Origin of the sequence: Allomuricauda sp. ARW1Y1 (genome assembly GCF_013407935.1) — a bacterium.
GTDB lineage: Bacteria > Bacteroidota > Bacteroidia > Flavobacteriales > Flavobacteriaceae > Flagellimonas.
Map to the genome: position 1 here is coordinate 578057 of NZ_JACBZU010000002.1, position 18808 is coordinate 596864.

General features: G+C 44.7%; 17 protein-coding genes. 5 read left to right on the forward strand and 12 right to left on the reverse strand.

Going from position 1 to position 18808, the window contains the following annotated elements:
* Positions 1-34: 34 nt before the first annotated feature.
* Positions 35-487 (reverse strand): Lrp/AsnC family transcriptional regulator, encoded by a 453-nt coding sequence (locus GGE08_RS07420; RefSeq protein ID WP_179384261.1) that lies wholly within the window; start codon positions 485-487, stop codon positions 35-37.
* Between the two features lie 121 nt (positions 488-608).
* On the opposite strand from GGE08_RS07420, the gene GGE08_RS07425 reads away from it, so the two are divergent.
* Positions 609-1001 (forward strand): hypothetical protein, encoded by a 393-nt coding sequence (locus GGE08_RS07425; protein WP_179384262.1) that lies wholly within the window; start codon positions 609-611, stop codon positions 999-1001.
* A 16-nt stretch (positions 1002-1017) separates the two neighbouring features.
* Here GGE08_RS07425 and GGE08_RS07430 read toward each other — a convergent pair whose 3' ends face one another.
* Positions 1018-4476: a methylmalonyl-CoA mutase family protein gene (locus GGE08_RS07430; RefSeq protein WP_179384263.1), complete on the reverse strand. Its 3459-nt coding sequence runs from the start codon at positions 4474-4476 to the stop codon at positions 1018-1020.
* A 142-nt stretch (positions 4477-4618) separates the two neighbouring features.
* Between GGE08_RS07430 and purU the strand changes: the two genes are divergently transcribed.
* The 3 genes from purU (at position 4619) to GGE08_RS07445 (ending at position 8638) form a co-directional block, all read left to right on the forward strand.
* Positions 4619-5467 carry a formyltetrahydrofolate deformylase gene (gene purU, locus GGE08_RS07435; RefSeq protein WP_179384264.1) on the forward strand — a complete coding sequence of 283 codons (849 nt, stop codon included), beginning with the start codon at positions 4619-4621 and terminating at the stop codon, positions 5465-5467.
* Between the two features lie 52 nt (positions 5468-5519).
* Positions 5520-7811 carry a glycoside hydrolase family 65 protein gene (locus GGE08_RS07440; RefSeq protein WP_179384265.1) on the forward strand — a complete coding sequence of 764 codons (2292 nt, stop codon included), beginning with the start codon at positions 5520-5522 and terminating at the stop codon, positions 7809-7811.
* Between the two features lie 122 nt (positions 7812-7933).
* On the forward strand, positions 7934-8638 hold the full coding sequence (locus GGE08_RS07445) for a DUF4197 domain-containing protein (RefSeq protein WP_179384266.1): 705 nt from the start codon (positions 7934-7936) through the stop codon (positions 8636-8638).
* A 185-nt stretch (positions 8639-8823) separates the two neighbouring features.
* On the opposite strand, the gene GGE08_RS07450 is transcribed toward GGE08_RS07445, so the two are convergent.
* The gene (locus GGE08_RS07450) at positions 8824-9303 is read right to left on the reverse strand and encodes a hypothetical protein (RefSeq protein WP_179384267.1); all 480 of its coding nucleotides are present in this window, start codon (positions 9301-9303) and stop codon (positions 8824-8826) included.
* Positions 9304-9547: 244 nt separating this feature from the next.
* Between GGE08_RS07450 and GGE08_RS07455 the strand changes: the two genes are divergently transcribed.
* Positions 9548-9739, forward strand: coding sequence for a hypothetical protein (locus GGE08_RS07455; RefSeq protein WP_179384268.1), 192 nt, complete (start codon positions 9548-9550; stop codon positions 9737-9739).
* A gap of 8 nt (positions 9740-9747) precedes the next feature.
* Here the strand turns inward: GGE08_RS07455 and pyrF are convergent, their stop codons facing one another.
* The 9 genes from pyrF to GGE08_RS07500 form a co-directional block, all read right to left on the reverse strand.
* Positions 9748-10569, reverse strand: coding sequence for an orotidine-5'-phosphate decarboxylase (pyrF, locus tag GGE08_RS07460; RefSeq protein ID WP_179384269.1), 822 nt, complete (start codon positions 10567-10569; stop codon positions 9748-9750).
* Positions 10570-10605: 36 nt separating this feature from the next.
* A complete protein-coding gene (gene prfA, locus GGE08_RS07465) occupies positions 10606-11682 on the reverse strand; it encodes a peptide chain release factor 1 (RefSeq protein ID WP_179384270.1) in 1077 nt (358 codons plus the stop codon).
* A 69-nt stretch (positions 11683-11751) separates the two neighbouring features.
* Positions 11752-13050: a DUF3570 domain-containing protein gene (locus tag GGE08_RS07470; protein WP_179384271.1), complete on the reverse strand. Its 1299-nt coding sequence runs from the start codon at positions 13048-13050 to the stop codon at positions 11752-11754.
* 29 nt (positions 13051-13079) lie between these two features.
* Positions 13080-13289 carry a DUF4266 domain-containing protein gene (locus tag GGE08_RS07475; RefSeq protein WP_179384272.1) on the reverse strand — a complete coding sequence of 70 codons (210 nt, stop codon included), beginning with the start codon at positions 13287-13289 and terminating at the stop codon, positions 13080-13082.
* 12 nt (positions 13290-13301) lie between these two features.
* On the reverse strand, positions 13302-14297 hold the full coding sequence (locus GGE08_RS07480; RefSeq protein ID WP_179384273.1) for an FAD:protein FMN transferase: 996 nt from the start codon (positions 14295-14297) through the stop codon (positions 13302-13304).
* A complete protein-coding gene (locus tag GGE08_RS07485; protein WP_179384274.1) occupies positions 14294-14731 on the reverse strand; it encodes a thioredoxin family protein in 438 nt (145 codons plus the stop codon). The genes GGE08_RS07480 and GGE08_RS07485 overlap by 4 nt, the downstream gene beginning before the upstream one ends.
* Before the next feature lie 20 nt (positions 14732-14751).
* Positions 14752-15192 (reverse strand): ubiquinol-cytochrome c reductase iron-sulfur subunit, encoded by a 441-nt coding sequence (locus GGE08_RS07490; RefSeq protein WP_179384275.1) that lies wholly within the window; start codon positions 15190-15192, stop codon positions 14752-14754.
* Positions 15193-15240: 48 nt separating this feature from the next.
* A complete protein-coding gene (locus GGE08_RS07495) occupies positions 15241-16419 on the reverse strand; it encodes an AIR synthase related protein (RefSeq protein ID WP_179384276.1) in 1179 nt (392 codons plus the stop codon).
* Positions 16420-16499: 80 nt separating this feature from the next.
* Complete coding sequence (locus GGE08_RS07500) at positions 16500-18686, reverse strand: glutamine synthetase III (RefSeq protein WP_179384277.1); 2187 nt, start codon at positions 18684-18686, stop codon at positions 16500-16502.
* Positions 18687-18808 lie beyond the last annotated feature (122 nt).

The window sequence follows — 18808 nt, forward strand, 5'->3', positions numbered from 1 at the left end:
AGTTTACTCTGAAATTATCAAATTAAAATGACATCTACTTCACTGATTTGCTTTTTTTGATGGGGGCATTCCCAACAACATTGGATAGCACAATATGGGTGCGGCACTCCCCATAGACGATAAGCTCATCAATAAATTTTTCCAGGTGCGACTGATCCCGCAACACCACCTCCATGATGATATTTTCGTTACCCGTGATCCTGTAGCAATTTACGACCTCCTGAAATGTTTTTACCTTATCCAAAAAGGGTTTGAGCTTTCCCATAAAGGCACGCAGCATGATGATGGCCTTGAACTGATATCCGGCCTCCACATATGAGATGTTGGCACGGTAACCTTCTACAATGCCCAAATCTTCCATTTTTTTGACCCGCTCCGCAACCGCTGGTGGCGTAAGCCCTACTTTTCTCCCAATATTGGCAAACGATTCCCTTGCATTCTGCTGCAAATGATGTAGTATTTGCCAATTCAAATCATCTATCTTCATTTTTAAAGTAATTGAGCTGTATTATTTTGCTTTCAAAAGTAAAATCAAACTTTAGCTTTATTAACAAAAGTAAGAAAATTTAAATCGTGCGTAATTTTAGGATACTAAATTGCTTTGAAAAATGGAGAGAAATTCTCTAAACTCCTTAGGTGTATATCGTAGATCTTTGGCCCTTCGTGATATGAGCGAAGCGGTCGCTGCTTACTTTACCCAAAACCGGGAAATTCTATCCTTTCGCAAAATCGACTCCTTTCGGGACGATATTTCCCGCTCACTGTTGGCCGATGCCGACCTCATTACGAAAGAAGTGGAACAGGCCGCACTGAGCAGCTGTCCTTCCGTTCGGATGAAAAGTCTTTCTTACGTGAACATCATGACCCGAAACATCTTGGCCTATTGCAACGGATTGGAAAGGGATGGGGTCAAAGAAAAGGAATACCTCAATCTCCTTAGAAAAGAGATCCGCATCTTTAGGGTGTACTTTAAAAAATGGAGGAAATCCCTCCATCCATAAAAACGATTGATCGTCTCTACATATTTCTTCGGTATTGACCCCCTACTTGGAACAAGCCTTCCGTGATCTGTCCCAACGAACAATATTTGGCTGCCTCCATTAATTTTTCAAAGATATTTTCATTGTTGATGGCCACCTCTTGCAGCTCTTTCAATTGTTTTTCGGCTTCGCTGCCTTCCCGTTTGTGCAGGTTTTCCAGTGTCTTGATTTGATTTTGCTTTTCGGTTTCCGTAGCCCGAATCACTTCTGCTGGCAGAATGGTCGGTGAGCCTTTGGAACTCAAAAAGGTATTGACCCCAATGATGGGGTATTCCCCAGAATGCTTCAACGTCTCATAATGCAAACTTTCTTCTTGGATTTTGGAACGTTGGTACATAGTTTCCATAGCTCCCAAAACACCACCGCGTTCCGTAATCCTATCAAATTCCATCAGTACAGCCTCCTCGACCAAATCGGTCAATTCCTCAATGATAAACGAGCCTTGAATCGGGTTTTCGTTTTTGGCCAAGCCCAATTCCTTGTTGATGATCAATTGAATGGCCATGGCCCTGCGGACAGATTCCTCCGTGGGGGTAGTGATGGCCTCGTCATACGCATTGGTATGCAAGGAGTTGCAATTATCGTAGATGGCGTACAATGCTTGGAGTGTGGTTCGGATATCGTTGAAATCGATTTCTTGGGCATGCAAACTTCTTCCCGAGGTTTGGATGTGGTATTTGAGCATCTGTGCCCTAGGATTGGCACCGTACTTTTCCTTGAGGGCTTTGGACCAAATACGTCGCGCCACCCGACCGATAACCGCATATTCGGGATCCACCCCGTTCGAAAAGAAAAAGGAAAGATTGGGTCCAAACTTGTTGATGTCCATTCCCCTGCTCAAATAATATTCCACATAGGTAAAACCGTTGGACAGCGTAAACGCCAATTGCGTTATGGGATTGGCACCTGCTTCGGCAATGTGGTATCCTGAAATGGAAACGGAATAAAAATTACGTACCTGTTGCTCGATGAAATACTCCTGCACATCCCCCATTAACCTTAAGGCAAACTCCGTAGAGAAAATACAAGTGTTCTGCGCTTGGTCCTCCTTCAAAATATCAGCCTGAACCGTTCCTCTAACCTGGTTCAAGGTCTTGGCCTTGATATCTTCGTACACCTCCTTGGGCAGCACTTGGTCCCCAGTAACGCCCAAAAGCATCAACCCCAGACCGTCGTTCCCTTGGGGCAACTCTCCATAATAGGAGGGTGCTTCTGCATCCTTCGCCTTAAAAATCGACTTTATTTTTTTCTGGACCTCGTTCTCTAATCCGTGTTCCTTGATGTATTTTTCACAATTTTGGTCAATCGCAGCATTCATAAAAAAGGCCAGCAACATGGGTGCTGGACCATTAATGGTCATACTCACCGAAGTCATTGGACTGCTCAGGTCAAATCCGGAATATAGTTTCTTGGCATCATCCAAACAGCAAATGCTCACCCCTGCATTTCCAATTTTTCCGTAAATATCCGGTCTGTGGTCTGGGTCGTTCCCGTAGAGCGTCACTGAATCAAATGCTGTGGATAACCGTTTGGCGGGCATATCCATGCTCACGTAGTGAAATCGGCGATTGGTCCGTTCCGGTCCACCCTCTCCAGCAAACATTCGGGTGGGGTCTTCTCCCTCCCGTTTAAACGGATACAGTCCAGCGGTGTAGGGAAATTCACCCGGTACGTTCTCTTGTAAGATCCATAGCAAAATATCGCCCCACGCCTTGTATTTGGGCAAGGCAACTTTAGGGATTTGACTATGCGAAAGGGATTCGGTATGGGTTTTAATTTTGACTTCTTTGTCCCGCACCTTAAAGGAATACACCTCGGCCGCATAACGGCTCACCTTTTCCCGCCACTTGATGATGGCCTCCCAGTACAGTGGGTTCAAGTGCATTTTGATGCGATCAAATTCCTTGATCAAAAGATTGACCAGTTCTTTAGATTCGTCATTTTTGAGATGGGATTTAATGTTTTCCTCGTTCAATCCCGATTTATCCAAGAAAGCTTCCTCCGCCTGCTCTTGCTCCATTCCCAAAACGGAGGACAGGGTCATAAATACCCCATAAAGCTTTTGCGCAGTTTTGGATTCCTCCCTGGCCTTAGCGTCATAATTTCTATTGTTTTCCGCTATTTCCGACAGATATCTGGTCCGCGCCGGCGGAATCACATAGATCTTTTCGGTCATTTCTTGGGTCACCTCGAGAGTGGACTGCAGTTGGGCACCTACCTTTTCCACCAAGGTATCCATCACCTTTTTGTAAAGACTGTTCATACCGGGGTCGTTGAACTGCGAAGCGATGGTCCCGAAAATGGGAAGCTCATCCTCATTGGCATGCCATAATCCATGGTTACGGGCATATTGCTTTTTTACATCACGGAGGGCATCCAAAGCGCCCCTTTTATCAAACTTGTTGATGGCAACGATGTCCGCAAAATCCAGCATATCAATTTTTTCCAATTGGGTTGCCGCACCAAACTCGGGCGTCATCACATACAGGGATACATCGCTGTGCTCCAAAATTTCGGTATCGGACTGCCCTATGCCCGAGGTTTCCAAGATAATAAGGTCGTATTTTGCCGCCTTGAGCACCTGCACCGCTTCGGACACATGCTTGGAAAGGGCCAAATTGGACTGTCGGGTCGCCAACGATCGCATGTACACCCGCTCGTTATTGATCGCGTTCATACGAATACGGTCGCCCAAAAGTGCACCTCCTGTTTTTCGTTTGGAAGGATCTACGGAAACAATACCAATATGCTTGTCGGGGAAATCCATCAAAAACCTTCGGACCAATTCGTCCACCAGACTGGATTTTCCAGCACCTCCAGTACCCGTAATCCCAAGTACAGGAACATTGCCCTGTTCTTTTTGGATGGTTGATGCAAACTGCTCAAAGGCATCATGACGATTTTCTGCCAAGGAAATCAGGCGCGCCAGGGTGTTGGGATGCTTGGCGGACAATTCCTGCTCCAGACTTCTTCCCTTTGGGAAGGTCAAATCTGGGACAGCAGTATCGCAACGTTCCACCAAATCATTGATCATTCCCTGAAGACCCATTTCCCTTCCATCATCGGGCGAATAAATGCGCTCAATGCCATACTCCATCAATTCCTTGATTTCTTCCGGAAGTATAACTCCGCCTCCGCCACCAAATATTTTGATATGGCCTGCACCCCGTTCCTTCAACAAATCGAACATGTACCTAAAATACTCATTGTGCCCTCCTTGATAAGAGGTCATCGCAATGGCATTGGCATCCTCCTGAATGGCACAATCGACCACTTCGGAAACGCTTCTATCATGCCCCAAATGAATCACTTCGACTCCAGTGGCCTGTATAATTCGTCGCATGATATTGATGGCTGCATCGTGGCCATCGAACAGGGAAGCTGCGGTTACAATGCGTATTTTATGTTTGGGTGTGTAGGCTTTAATTTGTTCCATCGTTAATAAAGGATGTAATTTTGCTCTGCAATTTACGGAAAATGCAATTGAAAATTGATTTTGATTAAGATTGTACAAAAAATAGTAAATGTTTGGGCTTCCTTTTTTGAATACCATAATTTTACCCCCTCAAACCTAGCCCATGAAGCTGACCATTCTCATTCATTGTCCCGACCAATCGGGAATCATTCGTTCGGTGACCACCTTTGTCCATCAACAACAAGGAAATGTAGTGTATTTGGACCAACATGTGGACAAACAGGCCGGGGTATTTTTTATGCGTTTGAAAAGCGAGTTCGAACAAAACATCGACCTGACTCAATTCAAGGAAGATTTTGGTCAAGAACTGGCAACACGTTTTCAAATGGAATGGGACGCCTACACGGATGGGTACAAACCAAAAATGGCCATTTTCGTTTCCAAATACAACCATTGCCTTTATGATTTGCTCAGCCGATATAATTCTGGGGAGCTAGCCGTAGAAGTTCCCTTTATTTTGAGCAACCACAGGGATTTGGAATATGTGGCCCATCAATTCGACATTCCGTATTTTCACGTTCCAGTGACCAAGGAAAACAAAGCCGAAGCTGAGGATAAACAATTGGAATTGTTGGCTGAATATGGAGCAGACTTTATCGTTTTGGCCAGATACATGCAAATTGTATCACCAAAGGTGATTGACGTTTTTCCGCAAAAAATCATTAATATTCACCATTCGTTCTTACCGGCCTTTGCGGGCGCTAAACCCTACCACGCTGCATTTGAGCGAGGGGTAAAAATCATTGGCGCCACCAGTCATTACGTAACGGAAGACTTGGACGAAGGACCCATTATTGAGCAGGATGTTACGGCCGTTTCGCACACCCATTCCGTCAAGGATTTTATCGCCAAGGGCAGGGATTTGGAACGTATTGTCCTTTCCCGTGCGGTGCAGCTTCACGTAGCCCGCAAAACAATGGTCTACAATAACAAAACCGTTATTTTTTCATAATCGAATCAAAGATTATGTATCTTAATATCAACAATTAACACCAAATTCTTACATGAATCAAGATTATATACAACCGAATGCATGGAGTCTCATCGAAGAAGGTTTCGACAAGGAACGTGTTAAATCTTCGGAAAGTCTTTTCAGTATCGGAAATGGCGCCATGGGACAACGTGCCAATTTTGAAGAATCCTATTCCGGCCCCACATTCCAAGGGAGCTATATCGGAGGGGTCTATTATCCTGACAAAACCCGCGTTGGGTGGTGGAAAAATGGCTATCCCGAATATTTTGCCAAGGTATTGAACGCTCCCAATTGGATCGGTATTGATGTCCTGATCGATGGTGAGCCGTTGGATTTGGCCAAGTGCAAAAACGTAAAAAACTTTAGGCGGGAACTCAACATGAAGGAAGGTTGGTACCGAAGGGATTTTGAAGCCACTACGGCCAATGATGTTGAAATCAAAGTGGTAGCCACCCGATTTTTAAGTCTTTCCCATGATGAAATGGGGGCGATACACTATGAGGTAACGCCGTTGAACACCGATGCCGACATCACCTTTAAGCCTTATCTGGACGCTGGCATCACCAACGAGGACAGCAACTGGGACGATAAATTTTGGAACACCACACAGATTACATCGGAAAAAAACCGAGCGTTTGTGGAATCGCACACCATGAAAACCCATTTTAATGTGTGCACTTTTATGCAGGCCCACTTGGTGTATGGAGAGCATACCAAAACAACTCCTGACCAAGTGCATAAGGGAGAGCTTTCGATTGGGTTTGAGTTTTCCCAAAACGTAAAAAAGGGAGAGGGCGTAAGTTTGGTCAAATTTGGAGGGTATACGGTAGATAGAAACCATGATGCCCAAAAACTGACCGAAGCGGCCAACCATGTTCTTGATGCAGCCTCCAAGCTAGGGTTTAAAGGGCTTCTGGACGCCCAAAAGAAAGCATGGGCCGAAGTTTGGGAAATGAGCGATATCACCATTGAAGGTGACATTAAGGCACAACAAGGTATCCGTTTCAATATTTTCCAGTTAAACCAAACCTATACCGGTACCGATTCCCGTTTGAATATTGGACCCAAAGGGTTTACGGGCGAAAAATATGGCGGTAGCACCTATTGGGATACCGAGGCGTACTGCCTGCCGTTTTACATGGCCACCAAAAATCAGGAGGTTGCCCGTAAATTGCTTAAGTACCGCTACAATCATTTGGAAAAGGCCATTGAAAATGCGGAAAAACTGGGCTTTACCAAGGGGGCAGCTCTTTATCCCATGGTAACGATGAACGGCGAAGAGTGCCACAACGAATGGGAAATCACCTTTGAGGAAATCCATAGAAACGGTGCCATTGCCTACGCCATTTTTAACTACACACGTTTCACCAACGACCAAAGCTACATTCCCGAAATGGGACTGGAGGTTTTGATAGGTATTGCACGTTTTTGGCAACAGCGCGTCAACTGGTCCGAACATCGCAAAAAGTACGTGATGCTAGGTGTAACAGGACCCAATGAGTACGAAAACAACGTCAATAATAACTGGTACACCAACTATCTGGCCAAATGGTGCTTGGAATATGCTTTGGAGCAATTGGAGCAGGTACAACAAAACTACCCATCCGATTACAAGAGGGTCATGGACAAAACCCAATTAAGCAATGACGAAACCGGACTTTGGAAAAAAATTGCGGCCCATATGTACTTCCCATATTCAGAGGAACATGGCGTATACCTGCAACAAGATGGCTTCTTGGACAAGGATTTGGTGCGGGTGGCCGATTTGGACAAAAAAGAACGACCCATCAACCAACATTGGAGCTGGGACCGCATCCTTCGTTCGCCATATATTAAACAGGCTGATACCTTGCAGGGCTTTTACTTTTTTGAGGACCATTTTACCGATGCCGAGCTGGAGAAACATTTTGATTTTTATGAATCATTTACGGTTCATGAATCCTCCCTGTCGCCCTGCGTACATGCCATACAGGCAGCAAAGCTAGGCAGAATGGAGCAAGCGTATACTTTTTATCTGCGCACTTCACGTTTAGATTTGGACGACTACAATAAAGAGGTGGAAGAAGGGCTGCACATCACTTCCATGGCGGGTACTTGGATGAGTATTGTGGAAGGCTTTGGCGGAATGCGCATCCAGAATGGAACCTTGTGCTTCACACCACAAATACCGCAACAGTGGGAGTCCTATTCCTTTAAAATCAATTTTAGGAACAGAGTCATTAAAGTGAACGTCAGCCAAAAAGAAACAACGTTTACGATTGATGAAGGAGCGGACCTCGAAATCATGCTGAACGGCAAGCCAAAAACGCTCTCTGGGTCCTAAAAATGGGCTAAGGAAACACAACGCTTGGTTTTCCCAAGGAAGAAGTTCATCTAAAATGCTTCATAAATCATCGATTTATGGAGCATTACACCTATTTTCATATCAATTTTAAACACAAAACCATGAAGAAAATAATCCTAAGTGCCGTTGTGCTGCTGCTAATGAGCTGCGCCGAACTGCAACAGGTCGTGAACCAATTGCCCCAAGGAACATCGGGCATTGGCAACGAACAGATAGCCCAAGGTCTGCGGGAAGCCTTGAATATGGGCATTGACAAACAGGTCAATAAATTGGCCCTGGAAAACGGGTTTTTTAAGAACGAACTGGTAAAAATCTTGCTCCCCGAAGAATTGCAAAAGGTAGACAAAACGCTACGTGATATTGGATTGTCGAGTTTGGCCGACGAGGGGCTGCGCATCATCAACAGGGCCGCAGAGGATGCCGTTGGGGAGGCGACCCCGATTTTTATAGAGGCTGTAAAAGGCATCACGTTCAACGACGCCAGGCAAATTCTACTGGGGAACGATAATGCCGCCACCCAATATTTGCAGCAGGCCACTAAATCCCAGTTGTACAATAAATTCAATCCCATTATCAAGCAATCGTTCCAAAAAGTAGGTGCAGACCAGATTTGGAGCAACATCATCACCAAATACAATAACCTACCCTTAACCAATGATGTAAACCCCGACCTAACGGACTACACCACCAATGAAGCGCTGGAAGGTGTTTATGCTATGATAGCGGTGGAAGAAAAGGAAATTAGGACAAAAGTTTCGTCCAGAACAACAGATTTGTTAAAAAAAGTGTTCGCTCTACAAGATTAATCATAATTTTTTCAGAAAAATGTAATAACTTTAAAACTAAAGCGTTATAATTTCAAGATTCAAGAATAATTATAACAAAACCCTAAAGTTAAATTAACCTTGAGCTGAAGGTTAAACTTGAATTTTGTACAAGTTATCTGAGTTAGCATTTTTTTGAGTTAGTTAGTTTAAAAACCGGTGTACCATCACCGGTTTTTTGTTTTCTGCATCGGACGATACAGGCCATCAAAAGCAACGGAGACCGCTCCTTTTTCGTCAAGTACCTCCCATAATTGCCTCACTGTTCCATCCGGGTTGTTTGTCCATGTAATTCTGTTTGTATAGGTTTTCCCGTCAGCTTTGGTAAACTCATCTGAGGACAAAATCATTTTATTTCCTTTTCGGTTTCCGCTTAATTTCAGCACTGCACCGGTATTATCTACCCACGTCTGTTCCCACATATCCCTTTCAACATTATAAAAATTGAGACTCGTTCCAGTATACCCCGCTTTAGCACTGGTCCAATGTTCACGGATAACACAACCGTTTTCTTCTTTTGAGATACGACTCGTTCCGGCTGGAGAACCATCTTGGGCGTTAACGACCTCCCATTCCCCTATCCAAAAATCAAAAGCCCTATGATTTTCGGTACAACAGGGACAACTATCCGAGTTTTGGGCAGTCATCAGTGTTGACAAAAACAACGCTAAAATGACCAGTGATCTAAACATAAGGATGCCCTAGTAATTATTCGACTCCTTTTAAAGGTACGTTAATTTTATCCTAACCCAATGTAATGCCTTCGATAGGATTAAGGCCGATTCGTTAAATTTTAGATAAATTACCTGATTTATAGCTGTATAGCGTCTTCACCCATAGTCCACAAGCCCGATTTGAACGTATCTTTGGAAGTAACAAATCTTAAGAGCTATGAATAATCAGTATTGTAAAGTAGGAACGGTAACGCCCATCACCGGTTTAAGTCATGCCACCTCCGTTTTGGAAGTGATGCACAACAATTTTATGGAAAAGGCTGCCAGTGTTTCCGGTAAGGATTCTCAATTGGGCGAATTCTTTAAAAGAAAAGCGCAGGGCATCAAAAAAGTATTGGAAAGTCTTTAGTTTGAGGGCTATCTCAACTTGCTCAGTTCAATTTCCATTTGCTGCTGGATTTCCTGTGCCTTTTTTGCAGCGATTTCAGCAAAGTCGTGTCCTGTTGACGCATAAATAATGCCTCTGGATGAATTCACCAATAATCCAACATCTTTGGTGATTCCGTACTTGCAGACTTCTTGCAAACTACCTCCTTGCGCTCCCACTCCGGGCACCAACAAGAAACTTTCTGGAACAATTTTTCTGATATCCGCCAAATAATCGGCTTTGGTGGCCCCCACCACATACATTAATCGCTCAGCGCCTTTGTACGTTTTAGAGACAGACAATACTTCTTTGTAGAGTTCCTGTCCATCCAAATTTTTGGTCTGAAAATCAAAAGCCCCCTGGTTAGAAGTCAATGCCAATAAAATGGTATGCCTATCCTCAAATGCCAGAAAAGGTTCCACCGAGTCTTTGCCCATGTAAGGTGCAATGGTGATGGAATCAAAATCCATGGTATCAAAAAATGCTTTGGCATAGCGGGTAGAAGTATTCCCGATATCCCCTCGTTTTGCATCGGCAATGGTAAAGATTTCTGGGTGGTTTGCATTGATATACGCCATGGTCCGTTCCAAGGATTTCCATCCTTCCAACCCATAGGCTTCATAAAAAGCGATATTGGGCTTATAGGCCACACAATAGGAGTGCGTAGCATCAATAATGGCCTTATTGAACGCAAAAATGGGGTCTTCCTCCCCCAGCAGATGCTTCGGGATTTTATCCAAGTCAGTATCGAGGCCAACACAGAGAAACGATTTTTTTTGACGTATTTGGGCAATTAAATCTGTTATCTTCATTTTGGTGGTTTCTCGACCGTTCTTGGTTTTAATACATTAGAATATCTCGGAAGCTTCCTTGAGTTTTTCGGTGTTCTCTACCAACATCAGCTCATCAATGATTTTTTGGATATCCCCATTGATGATATTCTGCAAATCGTAGAGCGTAAGCCCGATTCGGTGGTCGGTTACCCTACCCTGCGGATAATTGTAGGTACGGATTTTGGCCGAACGGTCGCCACTGCTTACCTGGGAATTCCGCTTTGCTGCATCTTCGGCCTGCTTTTTGGCCAATTCCATGTCGTACAAACGGGCACGAAGTACCTTAAAGGCTTTATCCTTGTTTTTGTGCTGTGATTTTTCATCCTGACATTGCGCAACAATCCCTGTTGGTTCATGCGTCAATCGCACCGCCGAGTACGTAGTGTTCACCGACTGCCCACCCGGTCCGGACGAACAGAAATAATCAATCCGAACATCTTTGGGGTCTATTTGCACATCAAATTCTTCCGCTTCTGGAATTACCATTACGGTAGCGGCGCTGGTGTGCACCCTACCTTGGGTTTCGGTCTGTGGCACGCGTTGCACACGGTGTACGCCCGCCTCAAACTTGAGCGTACCGTACACATCCTCCCCATTCACCTCGAAATGGATTTCCTTATAACCACCACTGGTTCCTTCGCTCAAATCGATTACATTGGTCTTCCACCCTTTGGATTCACAGTACTTGGTGTACATGCGGAATAGGTCTCCGGCAAAAATACTGGCTTCGTCTCCGCCCGTACCTGCACGGATTTCCATAACCACGTTCTTGGCATCTTCAGGATCTTTGGGAATCAAAAGGAATTTGATTTCCTCCTCCAATTGGGGCAGGGCGCTTTTTGCCTCGTCCAATTGCATTTTGGCCATTTCCACCATTTCAGCATCGCTGCCATCGGCAATGATTTCTTCGGCCTCTTGAATATTATTGGTAAGGGTAATGTACTCATCCCGCTTTTCGCTGAGTACTTTAAGGTCCTTATATTCTTTGTTGAGTTTTACGTACCGTTTTTGGTCCGCAATAATATCGGGTTGTATGATCAGGTCCGAAACCTCATCAAAACGTTGTTTTACAATGTTGAGTTTGTCTAGCATAAATCAATCCTCCTAATAGGAATGCGAATTTACGATTTTTTCGTTGGATTATTTTTTAAATCCTAGGTATCAGTTACCAACAAAAGTAGTCCCCAAGGTAACGATAAAGGCATTGAGACCATCGCTACGGTCGTATTGACTAAAGCGCAGGTTGATGGTCTTTAACCCAAAGCTGAGCACCCGGGCGCTGGTAAAAATGTCCTTGTACTGTACTCCCATTCCATATTGATGCGCATCATAGTCGGACAAATCGTAATCGGACGTATAAAACTCGAAGGTAGACAAGGCCTCTTCCTTGGGATAGAAATAATCGGCAGCTGTTTGGGTATAGTATCGATAGGTGGGAAACAGCGTAAACTTATCCGTAAGCTTAATCGGCGCCTCCAAACTCGCTGTGTGTGACTGAACTCCCCAATCGTCCCAGTAAAAACGGTAGTAGGAGCGCAATATCACCAAATCGTTCAGATAATAGTTCAATCGCCCACCCACGGGTAGTTTGAAACGGCTTTCGGGCAATTGCTCCACATTGTCTGCCAATTGGAACTCATCGATAAAAAAATCCTCAAAATCCGAAAAATAGACGCGCTGGAAGGGCGTGCTCAACAGACCATTCTGCGAAACTACATCCATAAATAGGGCTCCCTGCAATTTCGGCGTCAATATTTGGCTGAAACTCAGTGAAAGTGAATAGGAGTTTCTGTTTTCATTTTCAAATTCCGAAAAAATGGGTTGATAAGTCCCATTTCCAGTGATGCGATCATCAAAAAAACCGTTTCGCAGCTCTATCGGGTATTGCGAATTCCATTTATCCAAAAATACACGACCGCTTAGGGTGATTTCCGTATTCTTTTCATTGAACAATTTGGTAAAACTGCCACCAAATCCAATCGAAACATAATCGTACTCGGATGAAAAATAGCCATTGGCGCTCCAAATGGTATTACGGTCATCAGAACTGTGCTCGTAAGTTGGGTTGATATAAGCCAGCACATCCTTGCGCGATTCGCCCGAAGAGGCATCAAACGGGCTCACATCCACGCCGCCATCCAAAGGATTGACGTTACTGGAAGATGCTGAAGTATAGGCAGAAAGACCCACATCGACCGTTAAGATATCGTCTTCGTTCATAGGCATGCGCAACACAATGCTCGAAGTGGCATCGGTCAACTCCTCCGTGCCCTCACCACCGGTAACGGCTGCATTTTGCCCATCCTGATTGTAATAACTGAACAACAAGTCAACTTCACTAGCTTCTAGAACTCTTCTTTTATAAGAGGTATTGCTCTGCTGTGACCAGCCCATACCTGCCATCATCAAGAAGAAGAAGACAAGAAAAATAGTTTTTATGGATTTGGATAATTCGGTCATTGGGCTGTTAGATCGATTGCTGCTTTGTATTAATTGCATCCGCATCCACCACCCGTTTTACCACCATTTGCACCAGCGGATGCCTCCCTGTAAATATGAAAATTGGTCTCGAACCGTTCGCATGGCCTTGCACTCAACTGCATCTCCTCATCGTTCACGTACACCTTGTCGTACTCTCGAACGACAACGCAGGAATTGAGACCAATCAGAAGTATGATAAACCAAAAGAGTTTTTGCATGAGCTAAATGTACTAATTCGTATCGAACAGAATGCCCGAACTTCGATGAACTTTATTTTCCGAATCCACAATGACAGCCTCTACCCCATCAATTTGATTGATCATATGCAGACCAACATCGCGGCCCATGGTAAAGACAGCGGTGGCCAAGGCATCGCACAACTCGGCTTGCTTCGCAAAAATAGATACACTGTTGATGCCCCTGGTTGGATACCCCGTTCTTGGGTCGATAATATGGGAGTATTTTTCCCCGTCGATGATAATATATTTTTCGTAATTCCCGGATGTGGCCACAGAGGACTCCACAACAGGCAGCCAACTGAACACTTTATCCTTACTGAGCGGATTGGCGATGCCCACCAACCATTTTTCGCCTGTGACTTTGGTTCCCCAAGTAGTAAGATCACCAGAAGCATTGATGATTCCGCCTTTGACCTCTTTGGAAACCAATAGATCTTTGGCTTTATCGGCGGCATAGCCCTTGCCAATGGCTCCAAATCCGATTTTCATACCTTTCTCGGGAAGAAATACGGTTGCGTTTTCGGCATCCAATACCAGTTTTTGATACCCCACTTTGGCCACAGAGTTTTTGATTTCGTCAGCCGTGGGCTTTTTGTCCATGCTCCCATCAAACTTCCAGATTTGGTCCATGGAAGCATAGGTGATATCGAAGGCCCCATCAGTGATTTCCGATATTTTGATGGCCCGTTCTATCAAATTAAACAGTTCCCGACTCACCTTTACGGGTTTAATACCAGCATTTTTGTTGATCAAGGACGTTTCTGATTTTTCATTCCAAGATGAAATGAGCCTTTCGATGCGTTCAATCTCGGATACAGCTTCATCAATATTGATGTACCCTATTTCCTCGTTGGGTGCCACTACGGTAATCTCAAACCGGGTCCCCATCAATTTCAAGGTCTTTTTTACAGTCACATCCGTTTGCCTCGACTGCCCGAAAGACAGCAGGCAACACAGACTGCAGGTCAAGGCAAACAACGTTTTCATTGGAGGAATTTATTAAGGGTCTTGATATACTTTTCAGGACTGGTTCGGGCCACAAAGCCTGTGGTTCCCAAGACTTTCTGATTTTTGTCCATCACTACCACCAATGGAAAATAACCCTTTGGGTTATATTTTTCTGCCAGAGATTTATTCTGGTTCAGCTTTTCCTCTGGCAGTTTGTTCTGCTTCTTTCTAGGGAAATCGGCATCGTACATCACATAATGTTCCAAAGCATAGGCCTTAAACTCATCGCTGTCAAAAATATGTCGTTTTAAACGGATGCAAGGAGCACACCAATCCGAACCCGAAAACACAAGAATAATCGGTTTCTCTTCGGCCGACGCTTTGGCAAGGGCCGCATCAAAACTTTCTTCCCATTGTTGTGCTTGAAGCAGGCCGGAAAAGCAAAGTAGCAGTATGTAGATGATGTTTTTCATTCGATTTGGGATTGGCAAAACTACTCAAATACGCGTAATTCGGAACCGTTGAGTGCTGTATTGTACACCTTTAAGGCTCTGGCAGGGTTTCCATCTACCTGATTGAGCGGTGTGCCGTCTTGGTCGAAACGAGACCCGTGGACATCACAATAAAATATACCACCGTTCTGGTTCACAAAACGTACCTGATCATAGGATTCATGACTGCAAACTTGGCTTGCGGCCACATATTCGCCTTCCAAATTTCTGGCGACCACTACTAAATTTTTTAAGATAAACCCGCCATTCTGCGAAAGATTTGCTGCTTCGTTCGAAGTCAGGTCGATGGTAAAGTCGACTCCAGTGGGTTCTTCCACCAAATTCCCATTCACTTCGTCCTTGGAGCAACCGTGCAAACAGGGAAATGTGAGGGCAAAGGCCGCACCTGCGCCCAAACTTCGTAGGAATTCCTTTCTTTCCATAGCGTAGAGGTTTATAATGTAAAACGCTATTTCGAGAGAAATCGTATGCTAATAGGTAAACTTGCCGTAGGTACTCTGGATGGTCAATTTTTTGGTATCGGAGGGTTCCACTCGACCAATAATTTGGGCATCCACATCAAAACTCTGCGAAATGGCGATAATCTCCTCCGCAACACCCTCATCCACATACAGTTCCATACGATGTCCGCAATTGAACACCTGGTACATTTCTTTCCAATCGGTATTGGATTGTTCCTGTATCAGTTTGAACAATGGTGGGATAGGAAACATGTTGTCCTTGATGATATGAAGGTTCTCCACAAAGTGAAGTATTTTGGTCTGTGCACCACCGCTGCAATGCACCATACCGTGAATTTCTTTGGATGAATAGCGCTCCAACACTTTTTTGATGATGGGTGCGTAGGTCCGGGTGGGCGACAAAACCAGTTTTCCCGCATCAAGGGGTGATTCCGGTACTTCATCCGTCAATTTTGTGTTTCCTGAATAAACCAATTCCTCTGGAACGGAAGCATCAAAGCTTTCAGGGTATTTTTTGGCCAAATATTTCGAAAATACATCATGTCTGGCCGAGGTGAGCCCATTGCTGCCCATTCCACCATTGTATTCACTTTCGTAGCTCGCTTTTCCGAAGGAAGCTAAGCCTACAATCACATCACCTGCTTTGATATTGGCATTGTCGATAACATTTTTGCGTTCCATCCGGGCCGTTACCGTGGAATCCACAATGATGGTACGCACTAAATCGCCTACATCGGCTGTTTCGCCTCCAGTGGAACGAATGGTAATGCCGTGTTTCTCCAAATCGGCAATCAATTCTTCGGTACCATTGATGATAGCGGAGATGACCTCTCCGGGAATCAAGTTTTTGTTTCGACCAATGGTAGAGGATAACATGATATTGTCGGTGGCGCCTACACAGATCAAATCGTCCACATTCATGATCAGGGCATCTTGGGCAATCCCTTTCCAAACGGAAATATCTCCCGTTTCCTTCCAATACATATAGGCCAAAGAGGATTTGGTACCAGCACCATCGGCATGCATTACCAAACAATGGTCCTCGCTACCCGTAAGGTAATCGGGTACAATTTTACAGAACGCTTTGGGAAAAAGGCCTTTGTCGATATTTTTGATAGCGTTGTGCACATCTTCCTTGGAGGCGGAAACACCTCGTTGTGCATATCTCTTACTGGTATCGGATGACATATGAAAGGTTTGGGCAAAAATAACGGAAAGCCATCAAACTATTGATATGCTTTCCGTCTTTTACATTTTTAGGGCTCGTCCTATTTGGAGAACAGCATCTCGCGATATTTGGTAAAGGGCCAAAATTCATCGGCAACCAATTTCTCCAAGGTATCGGAGTGTTCCCGGATTTTATCAAAATAAGGTTTTACGTTATTGCAATAGGCCTGGGCCTTTTTCTCCACGGCTGACATGCCATTGGCGCGCTTACGGGCATCGGCCATTTCATCCGTCAGCTTTTTGATTTCAACGATGTGCTCCGCGATTTGCTCCAAGATGTTCAGCTGGACTTCTCCCATTTTCTTGTGGGCCGCGCCATATACTTCTTTCAACCCGTGAATATTTTCTAAAAGGATGTTTTGGTACTTTACCGCTGCCGGAATAATATGGTTGTACACCATTTCGCCCAACACACGCCCTTCAATTTGAATATGAAAAATATAGGCTCCCAACTCGACCTCTTTGTGGGCCTTAAGCTCCACTTCGTTCATTACGTCCATTTGCTTGAAAAGCTCCAGACTCTCCTTTGCCGTGATGACCTGAAGTGCCTCTGGGGTGTTTTTGTTGATGCTCAGCTTGCGTCTTCTTGCCTCTTCCTGCCATTCCATTCCATAACCATCCCCTTCAAAACGGATGCGCTTGGAGGTTTTGATATATTCCCGAAGCACATTGAAAACCGCCTCGTCCTTTTTTAGGTTTTTCTTGTCGATAAGCGCATCGACCTCCTTTTTAAAGTCGGTCAACTGTTTGGCAACAATGGTATTGAGCATGGTCATGGGCTTCGCACAATTCGTCTTGGCCCCTACCCCTCTCATTTCAAACTTGTTTCCCGTAAACGCAAAAGGCGAGGTTCTGTTCCTATCCGTATTGTCGAGCAATATTTCGGGAATCTTTCCAACCACGTTCAATTTGAGCTCCGTTTTTTCCTGCGGTGATAATTTTCCTTTGGAAACCCCTTCGAGTTCATCCAGCACATCGCTCAACTGCTTTCCTATAAATATGGAAATGATGGGAGGGGGTGCTTCGTTGGCCCCCAATCGGTGGTCATTACTGGCAGAGGCTATGGATGCCCTCAATAATTCCTCATAAGTGTCCACAGCTTTGATCGTATTCACAAAGAAGGTCAAAAACTGAAGGTTTTTCATGGGCGTACTCCCCGGACTCAACAGGTTCACGCCCGTATCGGTAGCCAAAGACCAGTTGTTATGTTTTCCCGAACCATTGATTCCTGCAAAGGGCTTTTCGTGGAACAGCACCGAGAAGTTGTATTTATCGGCAATCTCCTCCATCACGTCCATCAACAATAAATTATGGTCTACGGAAAGATTGGCCTCTTCAAAAACTGGAGCAAGCTCAAACTGATTGGGCGCCACCTCATTATGGCGTGTCTTTACTGGAATGCCCAATTTGGTACACTCTTTTTCCAGTTCGCTCATAAAGCCCAAGACCCTTGCTGGGATTACACCAAAATAGTGATCGTCCAATTGTTGGCCTTTGGCCGAAAAACTGCCCACCAATGTCCTTCCCGTTACAGAGAGGTCCATTCGGGAATTGACCAATGCCTTATCTATCAAAAAGTATTCTTGTTCCCAACCCAATGTGGCATAAACCTTCCGTACGTTTTTGTCAAAATACTGTGCCACTCCGGTTGCGGCTTGGTCCACCGCCTGTAGGGCCCGCAAAAGAGGCGCCTTGTTGTCCAAGGCTTCACCAGTATAGGCAACAAATATGGTTGGAATACAGAGTGTTGTCTTATAAATAAATGCCGGGGAGGTAGGGTCCCAAGCGGTATAGCCCCGGGCCTCGAAGGTATTACGGATTCCTCCGCTCGGAAAGCTGGATGCATCGGGTTCTTGCTGTACGAGTTGTGCCCCGCCAAACTTTTCCATGGCCTTGCCATTGGGCAGGATATCGAAAAAAGCATCGTGCTTTTCCGCAGTGGCACCGGTCAACGGTTGAAACCAATGCGTATAATGGGTAGCTCCCATGGAAAGTGCCCAAGCTTTCATCCCCTCGGCCACTTGGTCGGCAATTTTTCGGTCTATTTTGGTTCCCTGGAAAATCGCAGATTTTACCTTTTCAAATGCTTCGGCGGTAAGGAACTGGAGCATTTTTTCTTCATTGAAGACATTTTTCCCGAACAGCTCGGATCTTTTACCAGTTTCGTTTATATCAGCATGTGTCCTATTTCGGCTTTCGGCCAAGGCATCAAATCTTGTTTTCGGCATATTCCATAATTTTTAAAATTCAAATCTACAATTAAGAATTTAATAATATATGCTTCAAAAATTACTTTTTTTTCATTCCACCCTCCTTTTGACAGGGGTAAAATAAATATTAAACGCAATTT

What these genes read in the sequence shown, in the direction of transcription:
- GGE08_RS07425 (WP_179384262.1), top strand. Translation starts at nt 609, where the DNA reads ATGGAGAGAAATTCTCTAAACTCCTTAGGTGTATATCGTAGATCTTTG.
- GGE08_RS07475 (WP_179384272.1), bottom strand. Translation starts at nt 13,289, where the DNA reads ATGCAAAAACTCTTTTGGTTTATCATACTTCTGATTGGTCTCAATTCC.
- GGE08_RS07455 (WP_179384268.1), top strand. Translation starts at nt 9,548, where the DNA reads ATGAATAATCAGTATTGTAAAGTAGGAACGGTAACGCCCATCACCGGT.
- purU (WP_179384264.1), top strand. Translation starts at nt 4,619, where the DNA reads ATGAAGCTGACCATTCTCATTCATTGTCCCGACCAATCGGGAATCATT.
- GGE08_RS07420 (WP_179384261.1), bottom strand. Translation starts at nt 487, where the DNA reads ATGAAGATAGATGATTTGAATTGGCAAATACTACATCATTTGCAGCAG.
- GGE08_RS07470 (WP_179384271.1), bottom strand. Translation starts at nt 13,050, where the DNA reads ATGACCGAATTATCCAAATCCATAAAAACTATTTTTCTTGTCTTCTTC.
- GGE08_RS07445 (WP_179384266.1), top strand. Translation starts at nt 7,934, where the DNA reads ATGAAGAAAATAATCCTAAGTGCCGTTGTGCTGCTGCTAATGAGCTGC.
- GGE08_RS07490 (WP_179384275.1), bottom strand. Translation starts at nt 15,192, where the DNA reads ATGGAAAGAAAGGAATTCCTACGAAGTTTGGGCGCAGGTGCGGCCTTT.
- GGE08_RS07500 (WP_179384277.1), bottom strand. Translation starts at nt 18,686, where the DNA reads ATGCCGAAAACAAGATTTGATGCCTTGGCCGAAAGCCGAAATAGGACA.
- GGE08_RS07480 (WP_179384273.1), bottom strand. Translation starts at nt 14,297, where the DNA reads ATGAAAACGTTGTTTGCCTTGACCTGCAGTCTGTGTTGCCTGCTGTCT.
- GGE08_RS07440 (WP_179384265.1), top strand. Translation starts at nt 5,520, where the DNA reads ATGAATCAAGATTATATACAACCGAATGCATGGAGTCTCATCGAAGAA.
- GGE08_RS07450 (WP_179384267.1), bottom strand. Translation starts at nt 9,303, where the DNA reads ATGACTGCCCAAAACTCGGATAGTTGTCCCTGTTGTACCGAAAATCAT.
- GGE08_RS07495 (WP_179384276.1), bottom strand. Translation starts at nt 16,419, where the DNA reads ATGTCATCCGATACCAGTAAGAGATATGCACAACGAGGTGTTTCCGCC.
- prfA (WP_179384270.1), bottom strand. Translation starts at nt 11,682, where the DNA reads ATGCTAGACAAACTCAACATTGTAAAACAACGTTTTGATGAGGTTTCG.
- pyrF (WP_179384269.1), bottom strand. Translation starts at nt 10,569, where the DNA reads ATGAAGATAACAGATTTAATTGCCCAAATACGTCAAAAAAAATCGTTT.
- GGE08_RS07430 (WP_179384263.1), bottom strand. Translation starts at nt 4,476, where the DNA reads ATGGAACAAATTAAAGCCTACACACCCAAACATAAAATACGCATTGTA.
- GGE08_RS07485 (WP_179384274.1), bottom strand. Translation starts at nt 14,731, where the DNA reads ATGAAAAACATCATCTACATACTGCTACTTTGCTTTTCCGGCCTGCTT.